The organism is Natrinema altunense, from assembly GCF_000731985.1.
Taxonomy (GTDB): Archaea; Halobacteriota; Halobacteria; order Halobacteriales; family Natrialbaceae; genus Natrinema; species Natrinema altunense.
This window is the reverse complement of sequence record NZ_JNCS01000001.1, coordinates 532,343-553,350: the sequence shown is the minus strand read 5'-3', so window position 1 is coordinate 553,350 and position 21,008 is coordinate 532,343. Positions and strand designations below refer to the sequence as shown.

The 21,008-nt window shown below is 51.3% G+C and carries 22 protein-coding genes; 9 read left to right on the top strand and 13 right to left on the bottom strand.

Annotated elements, in window-relative coordinates; genetic code table 11:
* The first annotated feature begins 125 nt into the window (after positions 1-125).
* From ALTAJ2_RS02840 to ALTAJ2_RS19385, 3 genes are read left to right on the top strand one after another with little or no spacing between them, the layout of a single operon-like run.
* Positions 126-1,760 (top strand): hypothetical protein, encoded by a 1,635-nt coding sequence (locus ALTAJ2_RS02840; protein WP_144240192.1) that lies wholly within the window; start codon positions 126-128, stop codon positions 1,758-1,760.
* Positions 1,760-2,506: a hypothetical protein gene (locus ALTAJ2_RS02835; RefSeq protein ID WP_007110782.1), complete on the top strand. Its 747-nt coding sequence runs from the start codon at positions 1,760-1,762 to the stop codon at positions 2,504-2,506. The genes ALTAJ2_RS02840 and ALTAJ2_RS02835 overlap by 1 nt, the downstream gene beginning before the upstream one ends.
* The gene (locus ALTAJ2_RS19385; RefSeq protein ID WP_160163707.1) at positions 2,503-2,658 is read left to right on the top strand and encodes a hypothetical protein; all 156 of its coding nucleotides are present in this window, start codon (positions 2,503-2,505) and stop codon (positions 2,656-2,658) included. Before ALTAJ2_RS02835 ends, ALTAJ2_RS19385 begins: the two co-directional genes overlap by 4 nt.
* Positions 2,659-2,677: 19 nt before the next feature.
* On the opposite strand, the gene ALTAJ2_RS02830 is transcribed toward ALTAJ2_RS19385, so the two are convergent.
* The 4 genes from ALTAJ2_RS02830 to ALTAJ2_RS02815 form a co-directional block, all read right to left on the bottom strand.
* Entirely contained in the window at positions 2,678-3,871 is a 1,194-nt protein-coding gene (locus ALTAJ2_RS02830; RefSeq protein WP_007110783.1) for a hypothetical protein, read from the bottom strand.
* Positions 3,872-3,875: 4 nt separating this feature from the next.
* A complete protein-coding gene (locus tag ALTAJ2_RS02825) occupies positions 3,876-5,579 on the bottom strand; it encodes a hypothetical protein (RefSeq protein WP_007110784.1) in 1,704 nt (567 codons plus the stop codon).
* A gap of 125 nt (positions 5,580-5,704) precedes the next feature.
* Positions 5,705-6,685, bottom strand: coding sequence for a hypothetical protein (locus ALTAJ2_RS02820; protein ID WP_007110785.1), 981 nt, complete (start codon positions 6,683-6,685; stop codon positions 5,705-5,707).
* Positions 6,686-6,752: 67 nt separating this feature from the next.
* Positions 6,753-7,415, bottom strand: a complete 663-nt coding sequence (locus ALTAJ2_RS02815) for an N-6 DNA methylase (protein ID WP_007110786.1) — start codon at positions 7,413-7,415, stop codon at positions 6,753-6,755.
* Positions 7,416-7,702: 287 nt separating this feature from the next.
* Between ALTAJ2_RS02815 and ALTAJ2_RS02810 the strand changes: the two genes are divergently transcribed.
* On the top strand, positions 7,703-8,245 hold the full coding sequence (locus ALTAJ2_RS02810) for a TATA-box-binding protein (RefSeq protein WP_007110787.1): 543 nt from the start codon (positions 7,703-7,705) through the stop codon (positions 8,243-8,245).
* A 1-nt stretch (position 8,246) separates the two neighbouring features.
* Here the strand turns inward: ALTAJ2_RS02810 and ALTAJ2_RS02805 are convergent, their stop codons facing one another.
* The 6 genes from ALTAJ2_RS02805 to ALTAJ2_RS02785 all read right to left on the bottom strand — a co-directional run bounded on the left by ALTAJ2_RS02805 (position 8,247) and on the right by ALTAJ2_RS02785 (position 17,665).
* Positions 8,247-11,219 carry a type I restriction endonuclease subunit R gene (locus ALTAJ2_RS02805; protein ID WP_144240191.1) on the bottom strand — a complete coding sequence of 991 codons (2,973 nt, stop codon included), beginning with the start codon at positions 11,217-11,219 and terminating at the stop codon, positions 8,247-8,249.
* A gap of 35 nt (positions 11,220-11,254) precedes the next feature.
* On the bottom strand, positions 11,255-12,460 hold the full coding sequence (locus tag ALTAJ2_RS18455) for a restriction endonuclease subunit S (protein WP_081603402.1): 1,206 nt from the start codon (positions 12,458-12,460) through the stop codon (positions 11,255-11,257).
* Entirely contained in the window at positions 12,457-14,031 is a 1,575-nt protein-coding gene (locus ALTAJ2_RS02800; protein ID WP_007110790.1) for a type I restriction-modification system subunit M, read from the bottom strand. The genes ALTAJ2_RS18455 and ALTAJ2_RS02800 overlap by 4 nt, the downstream gene beginning before the upstream one ends.
* A gap of 117 nt (positions 14,032-14,148) precedes the next feature.
* Positions 14,149-14,805, bottom strand: a complete 657-nt coding sequence (locus ALTAJ2_RS02795; protein ID WP_007110791.1) for an HFX_2341 family transcriptional regulator domain-containing protein — start codon at positions 14,803-14,805, stop codon at positions 14,149-14,151.
* On the bottom strand, positions 14,805-15,650 hold the full coding sequence (locus ALTAJ2_RS02790) for a hypothetical protein (protein WP_007110792.1): 846 nt from the start codon (positions 15,648-15,650) through the stop codon (positions 14,805-14,807). The genes ALTAJ2_RS02795 and ALTAJ2_RS02790 overlap by 1 nt, the downstream gene beginning before the upstream one ends.
* On the bottom strand, positions 15,647-17,665 hold the full coding sequence (locus ALTAJ2_RS02785; RefSeq protein WP_007110793.1) for an N-6 DNA methylase: 2,019 nt from the start codon (positions 17,663-17,665) through the stop codon (positions 15,647-15,649). The genes ALTAJ2_RS02790 and ALTAJ2_RS02785 overlap by 4 nt, the downstream gene beginning before the upstream one ends.
* A gap of 152 nt (positions 17,666-17,817) precedes the next feature.
* Here ALTAJ2_RS02785 and ALTAJ2_RS02780 point away from each other — a divergent pair, with 152 nt between their 5' ends.
* The gene (locus tag ALTAJ2_RS02780) at positions 17,818-18,363 is read left to right on the top strand and encodes a TATA-box-binding protein (RefSeq protein ID WP_007110794.1); all 546 of its coding nucleotides are present in this window, start codon (positions 17,818-17,820) and stop codon (positions 18,361-18,363) included.
* A gap of 11 nt (positions 18,364-18,374) precedes the next feature.
* Here the strand turns inward: ALTAJ2_RS02780 and ALTAJ2_RS18450 are convergent, their stop codons facing one another.
* The gene (locus ALTAJ2_RS18450; protein ID WP_007110795.1) at positions 18,375-18,602 is read right to left on the bottom strand and encodes a hypothetical protein; all 228 of its coding nucleotides are present in this window, start codon (positions 18,600-18,602) and stop codon (positions 18,375-18,377) included.
* 158 nt (positions 18,603-18,760) lie between these two features.
* Here ALTAJ2_RS18450 and ALTAJ2_RS20475 point away from each other — a divergent pair, with 158 nt between their 5' ends.
* Positions 18,761-18,898 (top strand): DUF7837 family putative zinc-binding protein, encoded by a 138-nt coding sequence (locus tag ALTAJ2_RS20475; protein ID WP_449289161.1) that lies wholly within the window; start codon positions 18,761-18,763, stop codon positions 18,896-18,898.
* Positions 18,899-19,043: 145 nt separating this feature from the next.
* Here ALTAJ2_RS20475 and ALTAJ2_RS02775 read toward each other — a convergent pair whose 3' ends face one another.
* Complete coding sequence (locus ALTAJ2_RS02775) at positions 19,044-19,319, bottom strand: helix-turn-helix transcriptional regulator (RefSeq protein ID WP_007110796.1); 276 nt, start codon at positions 19,317-19,319, stop codon at positions 19,044-19,046.
* A 187-nt stretch (positions 19,320-19,506) separates the two neighbouring features.
* On the opposite strand from ALTAJ2_RS02775, the gene ALTAJ2_RS02770 reads away from it, so the two are divergent.
* Genes ALTAJ2_RS02770 through ALTAJ2_RS02760 form a run of 3 tightly spaced genes read left to right on the top strand, consistent with a single transcriptional unit; the run spans position 19,507 to position 20,478 of the window.
* Entirely contained in the window at positions 19,507-19,746 is a 240-nt protein-coding gene (locus tag ALTAJ2_RS02770) for a hypothetical protein (RefSeq protein WP_007110797.1), read from the top strand.
* The gene (locus ALTAJ2_RS02765; protein WP_152421251.1) at positions 19,679-20,152 is read left to right on the top strand and encodes a hypothetical protein; all 474 of its coding nucleotides are present in this window, start codon (positions 19,679-19,681) and stop codon (positions 20,150-20,152) included. The genes ALTAJ2_RS02770 and ALTAJ2_RS02765 overlap by 68 nt, the downstream gene beginning before the upstream one ends.
* Positions 20,149-20,478, top strand: coding sequence for a hypothetical protein (locus ALTAJ2_RS02760; protein ID WP_007110799.1), 330 nt, complete (start codon positions 20,149-20,151; stop codon positions 20,476-20,478). Before ALTAJ2_RS02765 ends, ALTAJ2_RS02760 begins: the two co-directional genes overlap by 4 nt.
* Here the strand turns inward: ALTAJ2_RS02760 and ALTAJ2_RS02755 are convergent.
* On the bottom strand, positions 20,472-20,888 hold the full coding sequence (locus ALTAJ2_RS02755) for a hypothetical protein (protein WP_007110800.1): 417 nt from the start codon (positions 20,886-20,888) through the stop codon (positions 20,472-20,474). The genes ALTAJ2_RS02760 and ALTAJ2_RS02755 overlap by 7 nt on opposite strands.
* Between the last annotated feature and the right edge of the window lie 120 nt (positions 20,889-21,008).

The window sequence follows — 21,008 nt, the reverse complement described above, 5'->3', positions numbered from 1 at the left end:
CAAAATCCATCCAGAGGGCTTGAAAACCCTGATACCGTTAACGTCAACGGCTTTCACCGGTAGGGTGGTGCGTCGTCTCGAATCTTAGAGTCCGATCTTCGACACCCCACCAGGAGGACCACCCGTTGACCGGTCTCCAGGTATGGGTTCTTCAAGCAGTAGTGAATCAGATCTCGGTCAAGGAAATATCCAGTCTTCTCACCGAATACGCGGAAGACGATTACAGCGAAGACACGGTTAGAAACATTATCAAGGGGCTGTGCGGCCAGAAAAAGAATGTCCCGAAGAAATACTATTGCAGTGAGCGGTACCTGAAGGAAGTCGAATACCATCCCGATAACTCGATCAATTACGATGTCACTCAGGACGGTCGAGCTCTTCTCGGATCCTTAGACACTGTCCCAAATCTTAGAGTGTTAACCAGTGGTGGTGACAGTCTGAGTGATTCTCTGGAGGAACTTGGTTTGGAAAGGGTGGAGGGTGATGGCCGGATTCGGCCGCATAAGTGTTGGTGGCGTGAGGAGATTAAGCGGAAGCCGGGGGGTGAGACTGGGAATGGTTTGTCGTGGGGTGATCGTCGTACGGTGTTGATGGAGAAGGAGATTCCGTTCGAGGTGTATGATAAGGAGGTCCCGGGGAGGGAGCAGTCGGAGCGAGGTGAGTTGATTCAGTATAATGGCTGGAATGTGATCTTGTTTGAGGATACTATTTTGGTGCGGTATGATCGTCCGGTTCAGGCTGATTCTATTTTTGGGGTCTTGGATGATTGGTGGAGTACTCGGAATGAGATTGTGGATTGGGTTCAGTCGGAGTTTCCGGTCTTGGTGCGGTCGAAGCCGGTTGATGTTTCGATGCCGTTGAGTACGCAGGAGTGGGGTGATGTCAGGAATGAGTTTGCTGAGTGGATCCAGGAGAACCCGGAGTTCCAGGACGACAGTCCGAACTCCTTGTTCGAGGTGAAGAACGACCGGGGTGAACGGGTCTTCCACATCGATACGTCTCCGACGGACGGCCTGGGTAATGATTTGGCTGAGGGTGAGTTTCCGCATAGTCAGTTTGGTGCGGAGCATATCACTAATTTGAAGCAGGCTGTGAAGTGGATGGCTACTTTGGGTGTGAAGCCTCAGGATTTCTCGGCGGCGATGTGGACTCGGGAGAACCGGGATGAGTTGGAGAAGGTGGTTGAGTTCGACGCTGAGGAGCTCGAGGACCAGGTCCGGCAGCTGGAAGGGAGGATTGAGTCGGTAGCGTTGGATGCTGCTGAGCAGCGGCAGAGCCTGGATGAAAAGGTGGATGAGTTCCAGGAGCGGGTTTCTCGGCGTTTGGATGAGCAGGATGAGCGGATCCGGGATGTCGTGGAACGTGTGGATTCGACTCGCCGTGAGCTGGAAGACGAGGTCGGACGGCTACAGAGGGATGATCAGGCGTTGGCCAGTGCTGTCCGGTCGAACTCTAAAGTGAACAGGTTGCAGTCGGAGAAATTGGTGCAGGTTGCGGACCGTTTAGACGATGTCGCGTCTCAGCTGGAGACGAATGACCGGTACGTCCTGGAAGAGGTGAAGTCGAATCGGCAGAAGAACAGGATGCAGGGACAGCGCCAGGAGGAGTTGCTGAAGGAGGTCCGTGAGCTTCGACGAGACTTCCGACGTCTGGAGGAACGGTCGATCTTCGACAAGGCTCGGAGTGCTGTCGGTGACGTGAAGGAGTCTGTGAAATCTGCAGCAGGGAAGATGAAGGAGAAGGTGGCGAATCTGTGGTAATGAGATACGAGGTCGAGATCGATGTGCCGAAATTTGACCAATACTACGCCTCGTACGATGTCCGGTATTTGAGTGAGAGTGGGACTACTAAGCAGTTCAGCGGTTCTCCGGGTTCCCGGAGCTGGGAGAAGGTAGTTGAGGCTATTCAGTCGTACTTGGAAAATTTATCTGGGAGAGATGGACGTCCGGAGCCGTCAAAAGCGAATGTGGAGTTAGAGGTCCACCCGATCTTTGAGGGTGACTTTACGATCGAGGATGTTCTAGATCTGACTACGTTATCCGAGTTTACAGGTGGTGGTCAAGAGCCGAGGTACAGTGACGGTCGCTGGTTTGAGTCGACTCCTGAATATGAGAAGTGGGTAAAACCGATATTCGATGGGCGGGTTCTCCGGGTCGACGGGAAGCATCTTACGAAGCTCTACACCGCTTGGATCTGGTCTGAGGAAGGGAAGTTGCGGGAGTACGTCGTCACTGAGAGAGGAGAGTACCGTATCTTCTTCCAGGGTATGGAGAACAAGCCTGATAACGAGAAGACCAGGAGCGATTTTGACGAAATGGATATCGTTGGGTCAGCTGTGGACTCTCCTATTGTAGATGATGTAGGCCATGTCCACATCGCCAAGCTGGTAGCACGGATAGGCGGAGAAAAATATCAGAAGTTCCCCGATTGGACTCAAGCACATTTCGTCGATGAGAGACAAGTGCCAGAGAAGGTGAAAAAAGAGCTTCAGGGTGATACTCGGTGAGTCTGGATTCTCGTGGCCACAGGTCTCTCGACGAGTTTACCGTTGAGGAGGATCCGGCGGAGGAGCCTTCAGATGAAGCTGGGGAGGAGTCCGGGGACGTGTTTTTCGAGGAGGAGAGCTCTGGTAGTGAGGATAGGGTGTATCTGCTTTGAATCGTAGGTTTAAGCTGGTTTAGTTGGGGAGGTGTACTGCGATTACGCCGAGTTGGACTTCTCTGTCGGGATTCTCAGGTAGGTGGATTTTGTAGTCGTTCCAGGATTCGCCGGCTTCGTTGACGTGTTCGATGAAGGTGGGGTGTACTCGGATGCTGGTATCGAGTTTATCCAGTACTGGCGTGATCTTGTTCCTTTTGACGAAGACGACGAGAGCGGCTTTGGAGTCTCTCCAGGTGAGGTAGTTGAGAAGTTGATCGAGTTTGTCGTTGCACCACTGGGGTCCGTCCCAGATGCCGCATTCTGCTACGAACAGGTTGCTGTTGTCGTAGCGGTAGAGGATATCTGTCTTCCCGTTCTTGTTGAAGGTTTCTCCGGTGACTGAGCCCTCGAAATGGGCTTCTAGGAAGAACAGGATGTAGTCTCTGAGGTCTTCTTCTCCTTTGTCTTGGAATAGGTGTGGTGAGCGCTCGAATCCTTTCCCGACATCGTAGATGACTTGGAGTATCTCGCGGTAGATCTCGGTGTCAAGTTCTGGTTCCAGCTCTCCGCTTTCTTTGAACTCGGTGGAGTTCCGGTCGCTGAGGGAGACTTGTTTCCGGGAGTCGGGTCCTGGTACAGAGAATGTTTCTGGGACTTCATCTCGCTTTTTGATCGGGATGTCGAGGTCGGAGAACTCGTCGTGTTTCTCTCGGGTATCTTCCTTATGTTCCTCGAACCAGCGCGTGACTTGGTCTTGGAGATCTGCGTTGAATTTCCGGACCTGCTTGGCGACAGGTTTTGCGTGGTCTCGGAGGTACTGGATGACTCTCTGGATTTCCGTGTCGAGTGAGTCGCTGTCCTTGCGGTGGGCGTCGATCTTGTGGTAGATGTGGTCGCTGCCGACGTAGAACTCGTAGATCCCGATGTTGCTTTTGTAGCTGCTGGGTTTCTTGTAGAGCATTTCCTGGTTTCCGGTGTAGGGGAAGTAGACGACGAGCTGGGAGTCAGGGCCGGATCCTTCGGGTTCTGCGTAGCGTTCGTCGAACTGGATGACTGGCGGGTCAACAGAATATCTCTCTACGACCTGGTCGATGTATTGTTGCTTGTTAGCCGTCAGGATGGTTTGGTCATCTTCGTCAATAATGTGCTCCTGGGCCTGGTCCTTTCGAGACTCGAGCTCTTTTCGGAGCCTGCCTTTGGTGAAGAGTTTGACCTTGGGGTCGCTTCTCATATTGTCAATAGATCAGACCAGCGATGATCCAGCGGTCGCCGTTATCTCCGAGGGGGATGATCTGCATATGGTAGTCGGTGTAGTCGAAGTTGTCTTCTTGTAGCTGTTCGTTGACGCGTTCTTCGATGGTGGTGACTCTGTCGTCGTTCCAGGACTGGGTGTTGAGGCCGTCAAGCTCTCGTGTTTGTTCTGGGATTCCCCATAGGAAGACTTTCTCGCTGGAGTCTTTCAGCTTGGTTTTGATGTTAGAGACTATTTCGGATGCGGCGTCGTCTTTCTCGAGATCCTTCTTGTTCTTGTATTCGATGAGTCCTCCGTACTCGTTTTCCTTACTGGAGACAACATCTCTATTCCGGGCTGAGCCGTGGTTGATGTTGATGAGCTGGTTGATTCCCTTCTTGAACTGTTGGTCTATTTCGCGGGAAAGGACGTGTAGTAGAAGATAGGTTAGACAGCGGCTTGCCGTTTCTCCGCTGAGGTTGACGATGTGTTCGTGTGTGGTTTCAGCGAATCGCCTGAGTTCAGGGGTAATCTGATCCTCGTCGATGTTGAGGAATGTGATTGTGTTGACTGTGAATTCGTTGGCAGCTGCGGACTGTGAGGGGTGGAAGAGTGAGATTTCTGCTCCGTTGATGATGTCTGCGAAGATGTGGTCTGCGAAGCTGCTGTTGAGATCTATTTTGCCGTTAGAGTAGATGACATACAGGTTATCGGGGAGGTTTCCTTTGTCGAGGACGCGTGTATCTTCGTCTTCGTAGTATATCTCGACTCGGTCCTGTTTGTCCTCTGCCTTCTCGACATCGTCATCGAATATTGAGATAGAGGATCCTTCGGGTGATTCAAGATCGAGTAGATCTTGGTATCGGCGGCGTTCTCCATCCAGGCTGAAGCTGTATTCTTTGAAGTCGCTCTTGAATGAACGGGGGGATTCGTATTGCTCACCTCCCCAGCGGATTTCTTTGATGAGGTGTGGCCGTTCGTCGTTGAATGAGAACTGTTCACCTTGGAGACGGAGTTCATTTCCGTTGAGCCATTTGTCTTCGAATTCCTCGTTGGTGAACTCGAATTTGCATTCGAGACCGGTCTTGCCCTTGTAGTAGGTGATGATTTGGACGTTCTTTTTCTGGTAGTGGAATTTGCGTTTTGTGACACCAAGGAAGGCTCTGAAGGAGTCTGAGCCGGTGTCGGTGAAGTGGGAGAATTTGATGACGCCGTCGTCGGTTCGTTCAAATAGGGCGGCTGATAGGATGTTATCGACATCCAGGAATCGACGGATTAGTTCGATTTCTCCTTCTTCCTCTTTGATCGACATTCCACGTTCGGCACGGACGTGTGCGAGTAGGAATTGCTGGCCGATGTGGATCAGCATCGCGTACTTGTTGGCTTGGCGTTGCCGTTTGCGAAGGCTGTCGCAGAACTGACTGAGGAGAAATTTGACTGGATCCTCTTTTGGACCGTTCTCAAGGACTTGTATAGCTAGATCCTTGGGGAGCTCATCCATCTCGGTTTCCGAGATATCAATCGGGTACCGGAGTTTTCTACTGCGGATGTAGTCGAGTAGTTCGTCAACATCGCTGAGTTCGGAGGGAGATTCAATTTGTTCTGAAGTGGGGCTGGTGAGGCGGTCTTGGGATTTCACCCGTCGGTAGAAGATGCGTGCTTCTTCGAAGTCGCCTTCTTCTCCCCCAAGTTCTTGTTGCCTCGACATTAGATATAGCCCAAATTGATGCTGTCTCTGTATTTCTTGTCGAGGTGGTGTGATATTTCTTTCTCATAGAACAGCAGAGCGGTAGTAAGCCCGCTGGATTTTTGAAGAGTGGGTGGCGGTCGATGTTAATCGTCGAGGATGGATTTCTTGACGCCGATCAGTTCTTCGTATAGCTGTATTCCGTCTTCGATGATTCCTTCGTCTTCTGCGTCGGTGCTGTAGGTGTTATTGAAGGATTCGATGTCGTGGGCGTAGTCGTTCCTGGCGTCCCGGATTTTGTCGATGGTGTTGTAGTCGTCGTCTTCGATGAGCCCGAAGCTTCTGCATCCGTTGAGGCAGCGTTCGAATCCCCAGTCGTCGTCGTAGAAGTTGGAGGCGGCAGGGTTGTCCTGGGCTTCTTCGAGGTAGTCTTCTAAGGTGTCTTTGACGTAGTTCTCGAAGTAGACTGAGAGCAGGATGACGAGTATGTTTTCTCGGTCGTGGTTGTAGGCCCAGAGGACGTCGTTGAAGTGGTAGAATATCTCGGGGTCGGAGTGTCGAACCTTTTCTTCTAGGTCGAATGCTTCGATAAGTTCTTGATCGGTATATCTGGCTATATGGGCCTGTATCGGTTCTACTATGCTGCGGTGAATAGCGGAAGCATTCGCTGAGTGTACCTTGGAATAGACTATGCCGTTGTCTTGTTCGAAGCTGGGGGAGGAGCTACCGAATCGAGCGTATCGTACTCTTATGGGTAGGAGAGCGTCAAATTTTGAGAGGGCTTCGAGAGCGACCTGGTTTACAGCTGCGTTGGATGTGAGTGCTTGTTCTTCAGTGAATTCGATGACTGCGATCGGTATCTCGACGGAGTCGGTTCCTTCGAGAAACCATCGCTCGATGTCGTCGATCTGGTCTAATCCGGTGGGTTCCCAGCTTACCTGGCGATATACGATTGCGTCAAACGGGTATTTGGTGAATTTTTCTCCGGAGTCGAAGAGGAAGGGGTTGAAGTAGGATAGTCGGAGTTCTGGAGAGACTTGGAGCCTGGTTCCGTCAACATCTGCTAATTCGGTTTCCAGAAGAGACAGGGCTTGGGTGGAGAACTCGCTGATTGAGCTGGTCGACATACCTTGTTACGTACTCGTGAGGCTCTGTATGGTGGTAGTTCTTTGGAACAGATTGACTGGGGCTTCTTTATTCGGGGTCTCTATCTGTGTTGAAGTCGCTAAGCGCTGTTTCTCGAAGGTTGTCGAAATCGATATCGGCTTCTTCGGGATCGGCAAGCGGATCTTCTTCGACGTAATCCGCGTCTTGTTGCTGGTTCTCTCGGTACGGACTCTGCCATTCGTCGGCGTCCAGCTCGCGGATCTCGCCACCGAGGATGGTCTGGTTTGTTCTCCAGATCCGGTGGTAGTCCATCTTCAGCGAGTCGCCGTGGATAGCGTATCCATCCAGGTTGAAGAAGGTGAGATTGAGAGCAGTCATCTTGGCGCAGGTGGAGTCCTTGTCGATTCCATAGAACTCGCCGTTGGGGTTGATCTTTGAGGCCGACATCAGTAGCCTGCCGCTTCCTGATGCAGGATCCATTACTGTGTATGGCTCGTTGTCTCCATGTTCTTCGCCAATCACCATTTCTGCCTTAACATCAGAGAGGCTGTGAGGTGTGAAGTGCTGGCCGAAGTGGTCGCTACTCTGTCCAAGTTCTTCATAGACTACTCCGAGTATGTCTCCATCCGTCTCACTCATAGCGTATTGGAGTTCAGCGAAAGCTTTTGAGAAGTGTTGAGCGTCTTTTTCTCCGTAGTCGTCTATGGTATCTATGTAGTTTTCATCGTCTCCTTGTAGGGAGTAGAGCATCAAATCGAGCCAGTCATCATAGACTCTATGCATCGAATGGCCGCTTCTCTGTACTGCTTCCAGTTCATTGACGACGGGGTCAGCTGCTTCCTTGTAGTGCGAATCCGATGCGATTAGACGCCCACCCTGTGAGCTCGGTCTCGAATGTAGCCGCCGGCTTTCGTTGATATAGGATAGTCCATAGTGGGACAAGGAAAAGTCAAATTTTTAACCTTTCAATTACTGGCCCAGGTTGCTTACTACGAGTTTAAAGCCGGTGACGGCCTATGCGTAAGCAATAACCGCAAATGCAGGTTGTAAGCACGATGGGAACTGGTTCTCTTGGCCGAGAGGTAGAGTTGGAGGCTTTCGTCTCAGAGTTGGAGAACCGGGTTGAGGAGGTTGATGCAAACTTCCAATCCGCGAGTATGGTGACTATCCGGTTAGAAGAAGGAGGGCCTGCGTATACGGTCTACCGGACTGGATCTTTTCAGATTCGTGGAGCCGAAAGCGAGGAATTACTGCAGGAAGCTGTGGACCGGTTCACGCAGCTCCTGGATGGTATTGGCGTAGAAATACCTGAGTTCCAGTTTGAGGTTTCAACTATTGTCTGTATGGAGGATCTTGGCCAGGAGCTTGATTTGGAGACCTTAGCCGTGTCGCTTGGACTGAATAATATCGAGTACGAGCCTGAACAGTTCCCTGGACTTGTTTTTCGCCCAGATGGCTATGAAGTCACCCTCTTACTTTTCTCAAGTGGGAAGGTGATTATCGGTGGCGCGAAGAACCGTAGCCAGGCGACCTCAGCTATAGATCATCTGGAAGAGAAACTGGTGTCAGTAGAAGCCTGATTTATGAGCCCGCTTCGCCGGTCACATCGCCGTATAGCGCTTCAGCTTGGTGGACAATCGGATCTATAAGTGGGTCATAGTCGTCGTGGGAAAACCCGTTTTTACGGAGGAGTCCCTTGACTCGGATTTTTAGTTTCGACCTCATCGCTTTCCGATTCGTCCAGTCAATATTGACATTCTCTTTCAGCATTTCGCATAGCTCCTCTGCGATTTCGCTGAGTTTGTCTTCTGGTATCTCAGAGTCAGTGTTGGAACTGATCGCGTCGTAGAAGGCAAGCTCCTCTTCTGTCAGCCCGAGGCGTTCCTTTCTCCGGTCTTCCTGCTGCAGTTCATCGGCGTAGTTCCGCAGCTCCTCGATGACCTCGTCCGTCGTCAGGAACTGGTTGTTGTACTCATTTAACGTGTCCTCCAGTTCCTCTTCGAAGGATTCGTACTTCGCCAGGTTCTGCTGCTTCCGAGTCGATATTTCGTTCTTCAGCAGTGATTCAAGCATCTTTGCCTGGAGTTCGGGTTCCTCGACCCGGTCGACATCGGAGAGGAACTCGTCGCTTACAATCGGTTCCTCTGACTTCCACTTGTCGAACCCGGCTACAGAGATGACGTCGTCCGCAGTAACGCCTTCCGCGATCAGTTTCTTCATCGCAGAGTCCATATCCTGGTCTTGACGGCTGTTTTCCGCCTCAAGTGACCGTAGACTATCCCGGACCGACTCGAAGAAGAGCAAGTCTGATCGGATCTTATTAGCAGCTTCGTGCGGAGTAACCAGGGCGAAAGCACGTCTTAGTTCAGCTACAGCCTGCATGAACTTCTCTTGCTTTTCCTCGGTTTCGATTACCTCGCTCTCCGCCCGGTGAATCAACCGGGTTAGATCTACCTCGCTGAGCTCCTGCCAGCCCTCATAGTCGACGTTCGAAAGATACTGGGAAACCTGATGGTGCTTCTGCTCCATCACTTCCACGGCAGTTTCGATATCCACCATCGCCGTATCTTGGATGTCTGCCGTGTACTTGTCCAAGGCTTTCCGCAGGTCCTCTGCGATACCAATGTAGTCGACAACCAAGCCGCCGGGCTTGTCTTTGTAGACGCGGTTGACTCGTCCGATGGTCTGAAGCAGGTTGTGATTCTTCATCGGACGGTCGATGTACAGAGTGTGGAGCGGAGGGCAGTCGAACCCGGTCGTCCACTTGTCGCAGACAACCACGATTTTCAACGGGTCGTCTGGATCTTTGAACCGGCGTTTCAGTTCACCTTCTGGCGGGGGATCGTCGATGTACTCTTCAGGCTCCGAGATTACGACCTCGACCTCTGGAGACTCGGGCTGCTCCTCGATGTACCGCTGGTATTTCACTGCTGCCTTCCTGCTGATGGCAACAACCATCGCCTTTCCCTCGATTTCACGGTCGTTGTAGTGCTCTACGATGTCTTCGGAAAGCCTCTCTAACCGGTCGTCAGCGTTCTCGATTATCCGGCGGAGGTTCGTCCACTTTTCCACGAGTTCGTCTTCCAGATCCTCTGAACCAGAATCCAACAGCTCTCGAACCGACTCGCTGATTGCCTCTTTGTTGAGTTGGAGTTTTGCGAAACGTGATTCGTAGTAGATCGGGACGGTGGAGCCGTCCTGTTCCGACCGGTCGATAGTGTATTCGCTGACGTGGTTCCCAAAGGTGGTTCGAGTGGCTTTGTCGCCTTCGTGGATCGGTGTAGCTGTGAACCCGAGGAACGAGGCGTTCGGAAGTGCCTGGCGCAGATTCAATCCAAGCTGCTCTGTCTGCGACCGGTGGGCTTCGTCAGCCATGACGATGATATCCTCGCGCTCGTTTACCACAGGATAGTCCCGTTCGTCGTCCTTGGTCTGGAACTTCTGGATAGTGGTGAAGACCAGGCCGCCTGCTTTCCGGTCTAACTGGTCGCGCAGGTCTTCTATGCTGTCAGCCCAGTCAACATTGTAACCGGCGTCGCTGAACGTGTGGACTATCTGCTCGTCCAGGTCGTTCCGGTCAGTGACGATTACGAAGGTCGGGTTGCCGAAGTCTTCGCTGCGGCGTATCTTCCGGACAAAATACACCATTGACAGGGATTTCCCAGATCCCTGTGTATGCCAGTAGACTCCTGCCCTACCGAGTTCACTGCCCATCGTCTCTTTCGCGCTTTCCACTGCTTCACGGACTCCGTAGAACTGGTGGTACCCTGCAAGGATCTTCGCCAGCTGGCCGTCCTTGTCGCTGAAGACGACAAAGTTCTCAATCAGGTCCAGGAGGCGTTCCTTCCCGAAGACTCCTCGAAGCAGGACTTCTTCCTCGGAGTAGTCCGGGTCGTCACCTTCTTCCTCGATGTATCGCCACGGCCTGTACCATTCCCAGCCTGCCTTGAGGCCGCCCACAAGGGCCTCGTTCATCGACATCAGGCCGACAACTTCGTTGTATCGTAGGAGCTTGGGGATATCGTTCCAGTACCGGTTGTTGACTTGGTCGTAGGCGTTTTCCAGTGTAGCCTTGGGGTCGGTCGGGTTCTTGAACTCTAAGACGCTGATGGGAAGTCCGTTGATGAAGACGACCATGTCGGGGCGGCGTCGTGGCTTGTCACCGATTTGGACGGTGAACTGTGTGGTGATCAGCCAGTCGTTATTTTCCGGGTTGTCGAAGTCTATCGGGTTGACGAACCTGCCGACTTGCTCTGCGTTTTGCTCATACTCTACCTGGACGCCGTCTACCAGTTGCTCGTGGAGACATCGGTTATCGTCCAGTAGGTTCGGGGACTGTGTACTGGTGAGCTGTGTAACGGCTTCTTCCAAGCCTCTTCGGGGGATGTCTGGGTTGATTCTCTGGAGGCTTTCTTCTAAGCGTTCTCGTAAAACGACTTGTGAACTCGAGGTTCGTTCCTCGGCTAAATCAGATGGTGAGGCATATTCATAACCGAGGTCTTGTAAGATGTCGATAGCTGGTTTCTCAGCCAACTGAAGTTCGTCAAGAGCCATTTAGGAGTATCCACGATTTATAAGAACTTGTCTCTTTACACGTTCAAGCGGATTTTTCCGGTTAACAATTTCGGCAGGATCGTATCACGTAATCCTGAAAGAGTATTATTTTCACTACGAAGCTCGTGAGATTTTTTATGGAAGGGTCGAACTAAGTTACTGAACTCCCTCCGGGCTTTCTCCGGGGGGAGAGCAATATCTTGGTCCTCTGCTACGTTTCTGTTTAGCCCCGGAACGGCAGAATCCGAACCCAAATGATCAAACGGAACAGTACGTAGTAAATGATAGACGTAGAACAATTCAGATTCGTTATTCGGCTCGATGTAGAAGGTCGTGTCAATTGGCCAGAAATCACCCATCTCTAGATTTATAGATCCAAAGTTCACTCCCTTCCTACCGACAATTATACCCGGGCCGTCAATCAGGCTTTCCTTGTGCCACCCAGTAATTCCGTTTGATCCATATACTGGATATTCGTCGCCTTCACGTTCGTCCTTAGTTAACTTCTCACCGTATTCAAAGCTACAAACATCGCCAATTTCCGCGACAGAAAATTCTTGAGGAATGTCGCCCTCTTCTGTATCTTTGAACTCATCATATGGGCTGAATGACTCGAACCAATAGCTAAAGATCGTTTGCGAGATTGAGTCGCATAGTTCGATAATTCGATCATTAGTTTCGATCTTCGTATCTATTGCATCAAGGAATCCTACTATCTTTTCCTGCTCTTCTAATGGAGGAATTTTTATTGAAATATTATCGAAAACGTCTGTAGGTACTCGCTGCCGTCCAGATGAACCAGTCATACGTTTGATTGCGAATTGGCGAACATCTGGTCTCCGTGCAGTGTAATAGACGAATTTCGGCAGAACATCTTCTGTAGCAGACATGACTAGGAATTCTGTAGATCCCGTAGCTGCCTCCCCTTCATCCAGAATATCTACGAAAGCCGTCTTGCCGTTTTCCAGACAAGGCGTAATACGTGCGAAGAGTGTGTCTCCGTTCTCAAATCTCGGCTTGGAGTATTTGTATTCCTTCTTCACAGTTTTCTGAATTTTCCGCACATTCTCCTCAATATGTTTCATACCCACATGTGTCTGTTCCTCACCCTTCTCTAAGCTTGGATAATCGTTTATTTTTATTACATCTGAGAAGATACGCTCTTCCCAGTCTACCGAATCTTGCTCTTTGTTTTGACTATCCACATCTGCAAACTCCTTTAAGTCGGATTGATCGCTCAAAATCCCACCTCCCGAAGGTTTTCTTCGATTTCTTCTTGAAGATCATCAGATCTCTGGAACTCCTCACGGATTTCTGCCGTGAGCTCTTCCATTTTCACCTCGAATGGAATATCATCGCCATCATCTTGGTCAACTCCGACATACCTGCCTGGAGTGACCATGTAATCATTATCAGCTATCTCATCTATACTTGCGACTTTACAGTACCCCGTTTCATCTTCGTATTCGCCAACATCGTCCTCACCTCGATAGGCCCGGACGGTGTTCGCAATTTTGTTAATATGGTCTCTAGTCAATTTATTTGTTGTTCGATCAATAGACTTGTACAGATCTCGAGCGTCGATGAACAGGGTTTCACCGCTGCGCTCACGATATTGGTCAGATTCTTTGCCCTTACTTAGGATCCAGAGACAGACTGGGATTTGAGTCGTATAGAATAGCTCCTGAGGCAGGGAGATAATGGCATCCAGAAGATCATGTTCAATAATCTCTTCTCGGATGTCTCCCTCACTTCCTTGAACAGACATAGAGCCGTTTGCCATTACTGTGCCAGCCATTCCATCTTCATCCAAGTGATAGAGCATGTGCTGGATGAAGGCGAAATTCGCGTTGTTGGAAGGCGGCATCCCGTACTCAAATCGCGGGTCTTCATCTGAAACGGTGTTTTTCCCCCACTCGCTCATATTGAACGGTGGGTTCGTGATGATCTTGTCAGCACTGAGATTGCCGAACTTGTCGTCCCGGATGCTGTCTCCGAGCTGGATGTTCCCATCAATACCTCGGAGAAAGAGGTTCATCTTACAGATGCGCCAAGTAGCTTCGTTGACCTCTTGGCCATAGATCGAGATCTGGTCCTCGTCGCCACCCTTGCGTTCCAGGAATTTGTGGCTCTGGACGAACATCCCGCCAGAACCGCAGAACGGGTCAAAGATACGGCCTTCAAATGGCTCTAAGATCTCGACCAGTAGCTCGACGACGTGTTTGGGGGTGTAGAACTCTCCGCCACGGTGCCCCTCTTCACGGGCGAACTCTTTGATGAAGTACTCGTAGACCCTTCCGAAGACGTCTTCGTCCTGCGTATCTTTCCCGTTTCCAAGATCTAGTTCAGAGAACTCGTTTAGGAGTCCTTCAAGAGTATCTTGTGGGATACGAGAGTATCGCTTGGGAAGCATCCCGTCCAACCGGTCAGGGTTTTTTTCCTCAACTGCTCTCATCGCATCGTCTATCTGGGAGCCGATGTCTGGGTGGGTAGCACGGCCAACCAGGTTATCCCACCGGGCCTCCTCGGGGACGTAGAAGACGTTCTCTGCGCGGTAGGCGTCGATGTCCTCTAAGATGAACTGCCGCTCCTGATCGTCGTCGCCGACATAATACTCCAGAGAATCCTCGTCGTATGTCAGCTCTCGTAGCTCTTCCCGACGGTCCTCAAATGCGTCCGACATGTACTTCAGGAAGAGCAGGCCGAGGACGATGTGCTTGTATTCAGCTGATTCTACGGGTCCGCGGAGGCCCTCTGCGGACTGCCAGAGGCTTTTCTCGAACTCGTTAGAATCGTCGCCGTTAATACTCATATTTTAACACCTCTTGAGCGGCACTTCAAGCTTGTTTGTTGTCGATTCTGGCTGTGAGCTTTCGTTGAGGCTGGAGTTTCCAATCATATTGTCTGGGTGGTTTTGAGCGGCGTTAGTTTATTCATGTGAGGTCCACTGAAGGTATAGACGCCCCACGTCGGTTACATAGACGTGTTTCGTTCGTCCTTCCATTTCTGTTTCGACTAGACCCTTCTCTTCTAGTTGGCTGACATGGTAGCTGATTTTCTGCGATGATTCACTGAGTTCTTCCCCGATTTCGCGTAGGATGACGCCTTTTCTTCCTTCGTCGTCCCATTTGCCGAGGGTTTCGAGGACCTCGAGTTGTAGTCCTTCTATTTCGAAGTTGAGTGGTTGGGTAGGTGAGGGTAGTTTCTTTACGAGGTCGTCAACTGATTCTTCCCCGGTCTGGGGTTCCAGGACGTAGTATGGGGTCGCCCCGATGAAGAAGGCGGAGGCGGTGGCTGCCCCGGCCATCAGGTTTGTACCGCCTGTTATGTTCACGTAGATCTCTTGGTCGGGGTTTTCTCTTGCTACGCTCACGACTGTATCGACTACGTCTCTTAGGTCGAATGCGTCGATGAGGTCTATCTCGACGTTGTATCCGAACTCAGTGAGTTCTTCTGCGAGTTCGTTTCCGACTGACTGGAATTTTTCGCTGGTCAGTAGCTGGACGTGGTCGGCGGACCCGTAGGCTTGTAGTCCTCGCTTGATGTGGACTGTCGTTTCTCCGTGAGGGACGATGTGAAGGCTCATTATATGCTACTTTCAACGAATTTCCGGACTCGGTTGTTGTTCTCGATGACCGGTGTGAGGCTGCTGAAGGGTTCGTCGTTGTGGTTGTACTGTTGCTCCGCTTTCAGGATGACCACGTCTCCCTCTGATGGGAAGTATTCGACGTACTGCGGCTCTATTCTGATGCTTTTGCCTGCTTCTCCTTCTTGGAATGAGGTGACGTATCCGACCCGTCCTTCTACGTGGTCGACGAATCCGATATGGAAGTCGTGGTCGTCGTCGAGAAGGCGGCGGCGCTCTTCGTATGTGTCCTCGTCCAAGTCCAGGATCCGTCCCCAGGTCCGGATGACTCCTTCTAGTGCGTTCCAGATGAGGAGGAGTGAACTCAGGAGTACGGGATCAGCCTGCTGGTCAGGTGATGGGAGTTCCTTTGGGTGGGCGATCTCATCTTCGCGATACTCGTTCAGATTCTCCAGGGCGAACGTGTATGAAATCTCTATTTCCTCGTCGAGGAGCACCGTTGAGTAGGTTTTGAACCAGCGGTAGGCGTTGACCACGTTGTCTTCGTTCCGGATTTCTCCGCCGACTTCTCGCTGTAGCTTGTCGCGGTATCCTTGTTCATCGGCGAGACCCAGGAAGACGTATCGAAGGTAATTGTACAGCTGCGCGGTGTTGAACCGGTCTTGGAAAGAGTCTCGTGTGGACTGTTCTACCCATCCGAAGTACTCGTCTATCTTCTGGTAGACGTCGTCGTCGCTCTCGACGTCAATTCGGGGTTCGATGATGTCTGCCAGCAGATCGAAGCACTTCTCGATCTGCTCTTCGATCATCTCCTCGTTGGTCGGCGGGGCGGAGGACTGACTCATATTGATTCACCTCCGAAGAGACCTTCGAGGTCATCTTGGAGCTGTGCCTGTTCTTGTTCCAGGTCGGCGATTTTTTCGAGTCGCTTCCGGATGGCTCCGGCTTTCTCCTGGATCTGGTTCTCTGAGAACTTTGGTACCAGCAGTTCTCGCAATCTTCTGATTGGGATGTGTTGTACTGTCGCTCCGCCTTGCATCGATTCCAGTTGATTTCTGGCCAGTTCCGTATCCAGGAAGTGGGCGTATACCAGTGCTTCCTCCTCTGTACGGAAGCGGACAACAGCCCACATCGAGCTTGGAGCGATTTCTCTTTCGGGATGGTGGATGTGAATCTTTGCTCCGGTGGCCGAGACTAGGACATCTGTCTCGTCCGCTCTTACGATGTTCTCGTTGACATCGAGGTACTCGGAGTATTGTTGCTGCTGGATATCACGGATATTGACGTACGGCAGCCGGTTTTCACCATCTTCTTCGAAGACTTGGTCCGGTTTCTTGGTGCCGCCACGGATTTCCTCAGCGACATCCTGGATCTCTCTCACCTCGTCGTACTCCTGTTGTAGTTGGCGGCTTGTCTTGTCCATCTGGATGATTTCACTGGGGAGATAGGAGCCGCCATCCAGCCTGCTCAGCTGCAGTGTATCGGCCTTGCCGAGTCGGATATCGTCTACGATTTCTGGAATTCTCCGCTCCGGTTCTTCGTCACTGTCAACGATGGCGTAGGAGATCTCGTCGCTTGGTGAGGATGGTTCGTTTGCTATTTGGAGTATTACTGTAGAGATCCCGGTATGGTCATAGATCGGGGTGTCGATCTCGATCAGAGATTCTATGGTGTACTCTGTACGGAGTGTCTCTCGGAAGTCGGAAGCCCCTCTTTTGTACAGTTTCCCGACCGGGAGTATGACCGTTAGGCGGCCGCCAGGTTTGAGCCGTTCCAGTGAGTCCAGGACGAATTTTTCGTCGCCGTTCCGTGCAGGGGTTCCGTCCGGCTTCTCGTAGTGTAGGTTGAACGGTGGATCGATGAAGACCTGGTCAAACTCTGTTGGCAAGCTGTGATCTATCTGTGAAAGTTTCAGGTAGTCGCCCGTCGTGTAGGAGACGCTAGTGCCGAACAGCTCGTTGAGAAAGATTGCGCTGTTTACGGCGTTAATATTGATCTCGACGCCGTGTGCGTCTGCACCTCGGGCATTGGCTTCTCGAAGGATGTTTCCGTACCCTGCGGCGGGATCGAGGACAACATCTCCCTCACCGGTCTCCGATAGGTCGAGAAAAGCTTTGCTCAGCCAGAGAGGAGTTGTTTTTGGCGCAGTTCTTTGTGACTGCTCTTCGAGTTCGACGAATGCTTCGGCAAGTCTCGGTGGGGTTTTGTCTAAGTCGATGCCGTAGAATGTATTCAAAACCTGTTTCTGGAACTCGACATCGTGCTGATGGCGTTGCGCTTGGAACGGCGGATATTTTTCCTCGATCAGTTCGTCTATCTCCGTCAGGTCTTGTTCGGAGAGGTTGTCGATATCCAGGTTGTAGTTGTGTCGTTCGGCGGCCAGTTTTCGGAACAGGCTGTGGTAGAGTTGGCTCTCGATTTCTCTACCGATCTTCCCTCTGAAGTATTCGGCAAGCCGCCAGAACTTCATCTGGATCTCTTCTGCAGATTCCAGGGCTCGTTGTTCCTGACTGTCATCACTGGGGAAGTCGGCGAGTTCGCGTTCCACCTGTTCGCCTTCTTCACCGGGAACGAGTTTGAAGATGTATTCGAAGGATTCGGAAACCAGTGCGCCGTATGGTGCTCCAGAGTGGTTCATCAGGCGGTGGAGCTCTTTCAGGTCTTCTCGCTCCCTGTGTTCCGAGATAACGGTGCTGCATTCAACGACTACAAAGAACTCGTTGAGATTTTCATCCAAGACGGCAAGGTCGGGACGGAGGCTTAGTTGTCCCTCGATGAACGGCTCAAGTATGACTCGGTCCTCTCCGTAGATGTCTGTGAGCTCGTCGTAAGTCTGCTGAACGAGTTCTTGTTCTTGCATACCTTCTGGTTCCGGTGATGACTACAAAGAAGTTTGCTTGGAATATCAAAACCGAGTTTATAATTAACAGATGGGATATACTTATTGATTTGGCCGTGGATATCACAAGCGTATAAGTCCCGACAACCAATATACCAGTCAAGAGATATACGATGGTAGATGTGGTCAATGTTGTTTCTTCTGGCTCTTTAGATATTGAACTCGATCTTGAAGCTGTTGCTCAGGAGCTTGGTGACCTGGTCGACTATGACCCGGGAAAATACCCTGGTGCCTATTTTCGATTTGGCGAGTCTGAACCGTTGATAACGCTATATCGGACGGGCAAGTACATTATCACAGGTTCGTCTTCTGAGCAGGAAGCGATGGAGATCCGTGACCGGTTTCTTACGACTCTTCACGACCACGGTGTTCTTCCTGAATCTGATGATAGTTGGTTCTCCATTCAGAATTATGTCGGTGTCGGAGATTTAGAGGAGTCAGTTAATCTCTCTGCACTTGCCATCGGGTTGGGATTGGAGAAAACCGAGTACGAACCTGAGCAATTCCCTGGACTGGTTTACCGCCCTACTGATTACGAATCTGTGCTGCTCGTGTTCGGCTCTGGAAAAACGGTGATTACGGGTGCGAAATCAATAGAAGAGGCTGAATCGGCGTTCAGAAGCTTCAGATCAGAGTTTAGGTCTCTTTTTGAGTCGTAGTTTCTCGTTCTTTATTCTATAGGCGGGCGTAGGTCGTGGTGTCGTAGGTCTACTGTTCGCCCGTCTTCAAGTTCGACTCTGTAGATCTTGTCGTGTTCCGGTTCCCCGGTAAGCCCTGAGAGGTTGTCTTCCAGTGTTGAGACTATCTTTCCGTGCTTCCCGTGGAATTCTGCGTAGTCAGGATCTGTTTCGTCAGGGATATCGATCCGGACTTTATCTCCTACCTCGAACTCGGCCACTGTACCGGTGTGGATGCGCCGATAGTGTATTCTACTTTCGCTCCGGTAACCTGAGCTATATGTGGTGACACGTTCTTTGATTCTGGTAGAGGGTGTTTCGGCCCTCAATCACACGCTCCGCTTCCGAACCCCCCTTTCACGCCTTTCCGTAAGAGAATATGAGTGCCCAGAATCCCGGTCTCGGTGACTGTCCGCATTGCGGCTGTGAGATACTACCACGGCACACGCTTATTGAGTACGAAGGTGGTGTATGGGCTGAATGTCCTGACTGCCGCGATGTTGTCGATCCAGAGTAGATCTATGTTGCGTGTTTTGAAACGCGTTACTTGGTTTTCGAATAGTAAGGAGCGGATGTTTGAGTGTCGGCAATGCGGCACCAGTTTAGAGGAGGAGATGGAGTCGTGTCCAGGCTGCGGCAGTTCTGAATCGGCGGAGTACCAGCTATAAATCGAGGTACTGGCTTTCCCATTCACGCCGGGCTTCGATTTCTCTGCGGCCTCTCTGGGTGACTTTGTAGTTGTTGGTGCGGCGGTCTTTTTCTCCTTTCTCGACGAGTCCTTTCTCTACCAGGGTGTCGAGGTTGGGGTACAGTCGTCCGTGGTGGATTTCTTTCTCGTAGTAGTTTTCGAGCTCGTCTTTGATCGCGAGTCCGTGGGGGTCTTCGAGGCCGGCGGTTACGGTGAGAAGATCGCGTTGGAAGCCTGTGAGGTCGTACATATCCGGTTCTTGATTCTGCCGGGGGTATAGTCTCCCTGATCTGACATCGCTAAACAATTTAAATAGGGTTTGACAATCTGTTATCCGTGAAGTCTATGACTGGTAGCTGTGAGTCTCGGTCTTTGATTGAGCATTTGGAAAACCAGGAAGTCGTTCCAGAGGGTGAGAATCACCGATAGAGGAGGTGATGGGTTACCTGGATGAGTTGGAGGAGCTTGCGGAAGAGTATGATCTTGAGGAGGATCTTGAGAGGAATCTGGAGTATGCGGAGTTGCAGGATGAGTTCTTTTCTGAACTGAAGACAGCTGTGGGTCCGGGTGCTGCGGTAGATGTGATGGATGCGATTGAGGAGGACGAGTATGAGGAGGCTCGGCAGGTTCTCGAGGAATACTCTGGAAGTAGTGGGGGTGCTTGGACCGGTGAGTGATGGTTTTGAGTTTGTCTTCACTGAGGATCACGAGGAGCAGGTGAGGGATGAGCACGGTGATCAGGTGTTGGATGCGTTGCAGTCACGGATTGAGCGCAAGCAGAAGGAGGTTCGTTGGAAGGACTCGGTTCCGTCTCTCCGGCAGCGTCTTCACAAGTTAATCTACAAGAATCGGTACGCGGAGATGGCTTTCCAGGCCGGTGGTACCGATTACAGAGCAGTCTTCGTGATCCTGGAGAACGAGGACGCTCTGGTGTTTTACGGTGCTGTTGAGAAGAATGATATCGGCTCTTACAATCACAGTGATCAGCACAAGATGCTGGATACGTTGCAGAAGAACTACCACGATGTCCGCAGTCACGCGGAAGAAGTCTTAGCCGAGGTCGAGGGTGATGCCGAAGTTTGATTGAGGAACGGGATACGGCCAGTTACGCTGTTCAGCGTTTGGAGCATTACCGGGAGCTCGGGGATATCGACTACGAGGATCTTGGTGTTTTGCTGGCGGCGGATGTGGAGGAGCCGGAGGTTGGTGATCCGTATCCTGTTGCTGAGGTTCACGCACGGGATCACGGTGCGGACTGGGATTTCGATTTTGACGCTCGGGTTGAGTTCGAAGGTATGGGTTGGGAGTCGTTCCGGGATGTGGAGTATCCGACGTGGATCAAAGTGTTCGAGGAAGAGTACGGGGATTCAGAGGTTAATCTGCAGTACTGGGAGCCGGAGGACTATTGACTCGTTTTTCTTTGGATTCCTGGGATGATCGCGATGTTGATGAGTCCGTAGATGCCGATGGCTCGTGCGAACCAGGAGGCGATTTTTCCGAATCCTGTTGTTGGTGGGTGGAATTGGTAGTAGATCCAGGTGATGGCTGAGATTGATACGATGAGGAGGCCGGTGAAGGTGAATTGTTTGAGGAGTTTGGTCCAGAGGTCGTCGATGGCGGAGTAGGTCGGTATCAGGGAGAAGGGTAGTACTGCGAAGAAGATGACGGCGACGAAGTGGTTGAGGATCCAGGTGTTCAGGTATTCGAATCCTTGGAGGAGTCCGAAGATTGTGTATGCGAGTAGTTCGAGTACGAGGATTCCTCCTGTAGTAAAGATCTGATATTTCTGGATCCTGGTTAGTCGGTCCCCGACCGCCATACTTGTGTTTTCCCAGCATACCTTTTATAAATTAAGTGAGATAATGTCTTGATAGGCGGATAGATTGATAGATAGAGACCTATCTGGCAATTTGGATAGATTGAACAACGATATCGAGCA

Coding starts and splice junctions, on each gene's coding strand:
- ALTAJ2_RS02835 (WP_007110782.1), top strand. CDS start 1,760: ATGAGATACGAGGTCGAGATCGATGTGCCGAAATTTGACCAATACTAC.
- ALTAJ2_RS02830 (WP_007110783.1), bottom strand. CDS start 3,871: ATGAGAAGCGACCCCAAGGTCAAACTCTTCACCAAAGGCAGGCTCCGA.
- ALTAJ2_RS02825 (WP_007110784.1), bottom strand. CDS start 5,579: ATGTCGAGGCAACAAGAACTTGGGGGAGAAGAAGGCGACTTCGAAGAA.
- ALTAJ2_RS02820 (WP_007110785.1), bottom strand. CDS start 6,685: ATGTCGACCAGCTCAATCAGCGAGTTCTCCACCCAAGCCCTGTCTCTT.
- ALTAJ2_RS02815 (WP_007110786.1), bottom strand. CDS start 7,415: ATGCTCTACTCCCTACAAGGAGACGATGAAAACTACATAGATACCATA.
- ALTAJ2_RS02810 (WP_007110787.1), top strand. CDS start 7,703: ATGCAGGTTGTAAGCACGATGGGAACTGGTTCTCTTGGCCGAGAGGTA.
- ALTAJ2_RS02805 (WP_144240191.1), bottom strand. CDS start 11,219: ATGGCTCTTGACGAACTTCAGTTGGCTGAGAAACCAGCTATCGACATC.
- ALTAJ2_RS02800 (WP_007110790.1), bottom strand. CDS start 14,031: ATGAGTATTAACGGCGACGATTCTAACGAGTTCGAGAAAAGCCTCTGG.
- ALTAJ2_RS02795 (WP_007110791.1), bottom strand. CDS start 14,805: ATGAGCCTTCACATCGTCCCTCACGGAGAAACGACAGTCCACATCAAG.
- ALTAJ2_RS02790 (WP_007110792.1), bottom strand. CDS start 15,650: ATGAGTCAGTCCTCCGCCCCGCCGACCAACGAGGAGATGATCGAAGAG.
- ALTAJ2_RS02785 (WP_007110793.1), bottom strand. CDS start 17,665: ATGCAAGAACAAGAACTCGTTCAGCAGACTTACGACGAGCTCACAGAC.
- ALTAJ2_RS02780 (WP_007110794.1), top strand. CDS start 17,818: ATGGTAGATGTGGTCAATGTTGTTTCTTCTGGCTCTTTAGATATTGAA.
- ALTAJ2_RS20475 (WP_449289161.1), top strand. CDS start 18,761: ATGAGTGCCCAGAATCCCGGTCTCGGTGACTGTCCGCATTGCGGCTGT.
- ALTAJ2_RS02775 (WP_007110796.1), bottom strand. CDS start 19,319: ATGTACGACCTCACAGGCTTCCAACGCGATCTTCTCACCGTAACCGCC.
- ALTAJ2_RS02770 (WP_007110797.1), top strand. CDS start 19,507: ATGGGTTACCTGGATGAGTTGGAGGAGCTTGCGGAAGAGTATGATCTT.
- ALTAJ2_RS02765 (WP_152421251.1), top strand. CDS start 19,679: ATGAGGAGGCTCGGCAGGTTCTCGAGGAATACTCTGGAAGTAGTGGGG.
- ALTAJ2_RS02755 (WP_007110800.1), bottom strand. CDS start 20,888: ATGGCGGTCGGGGACCGACTAACCAGGATCCAGAAATATCAGATCTTT.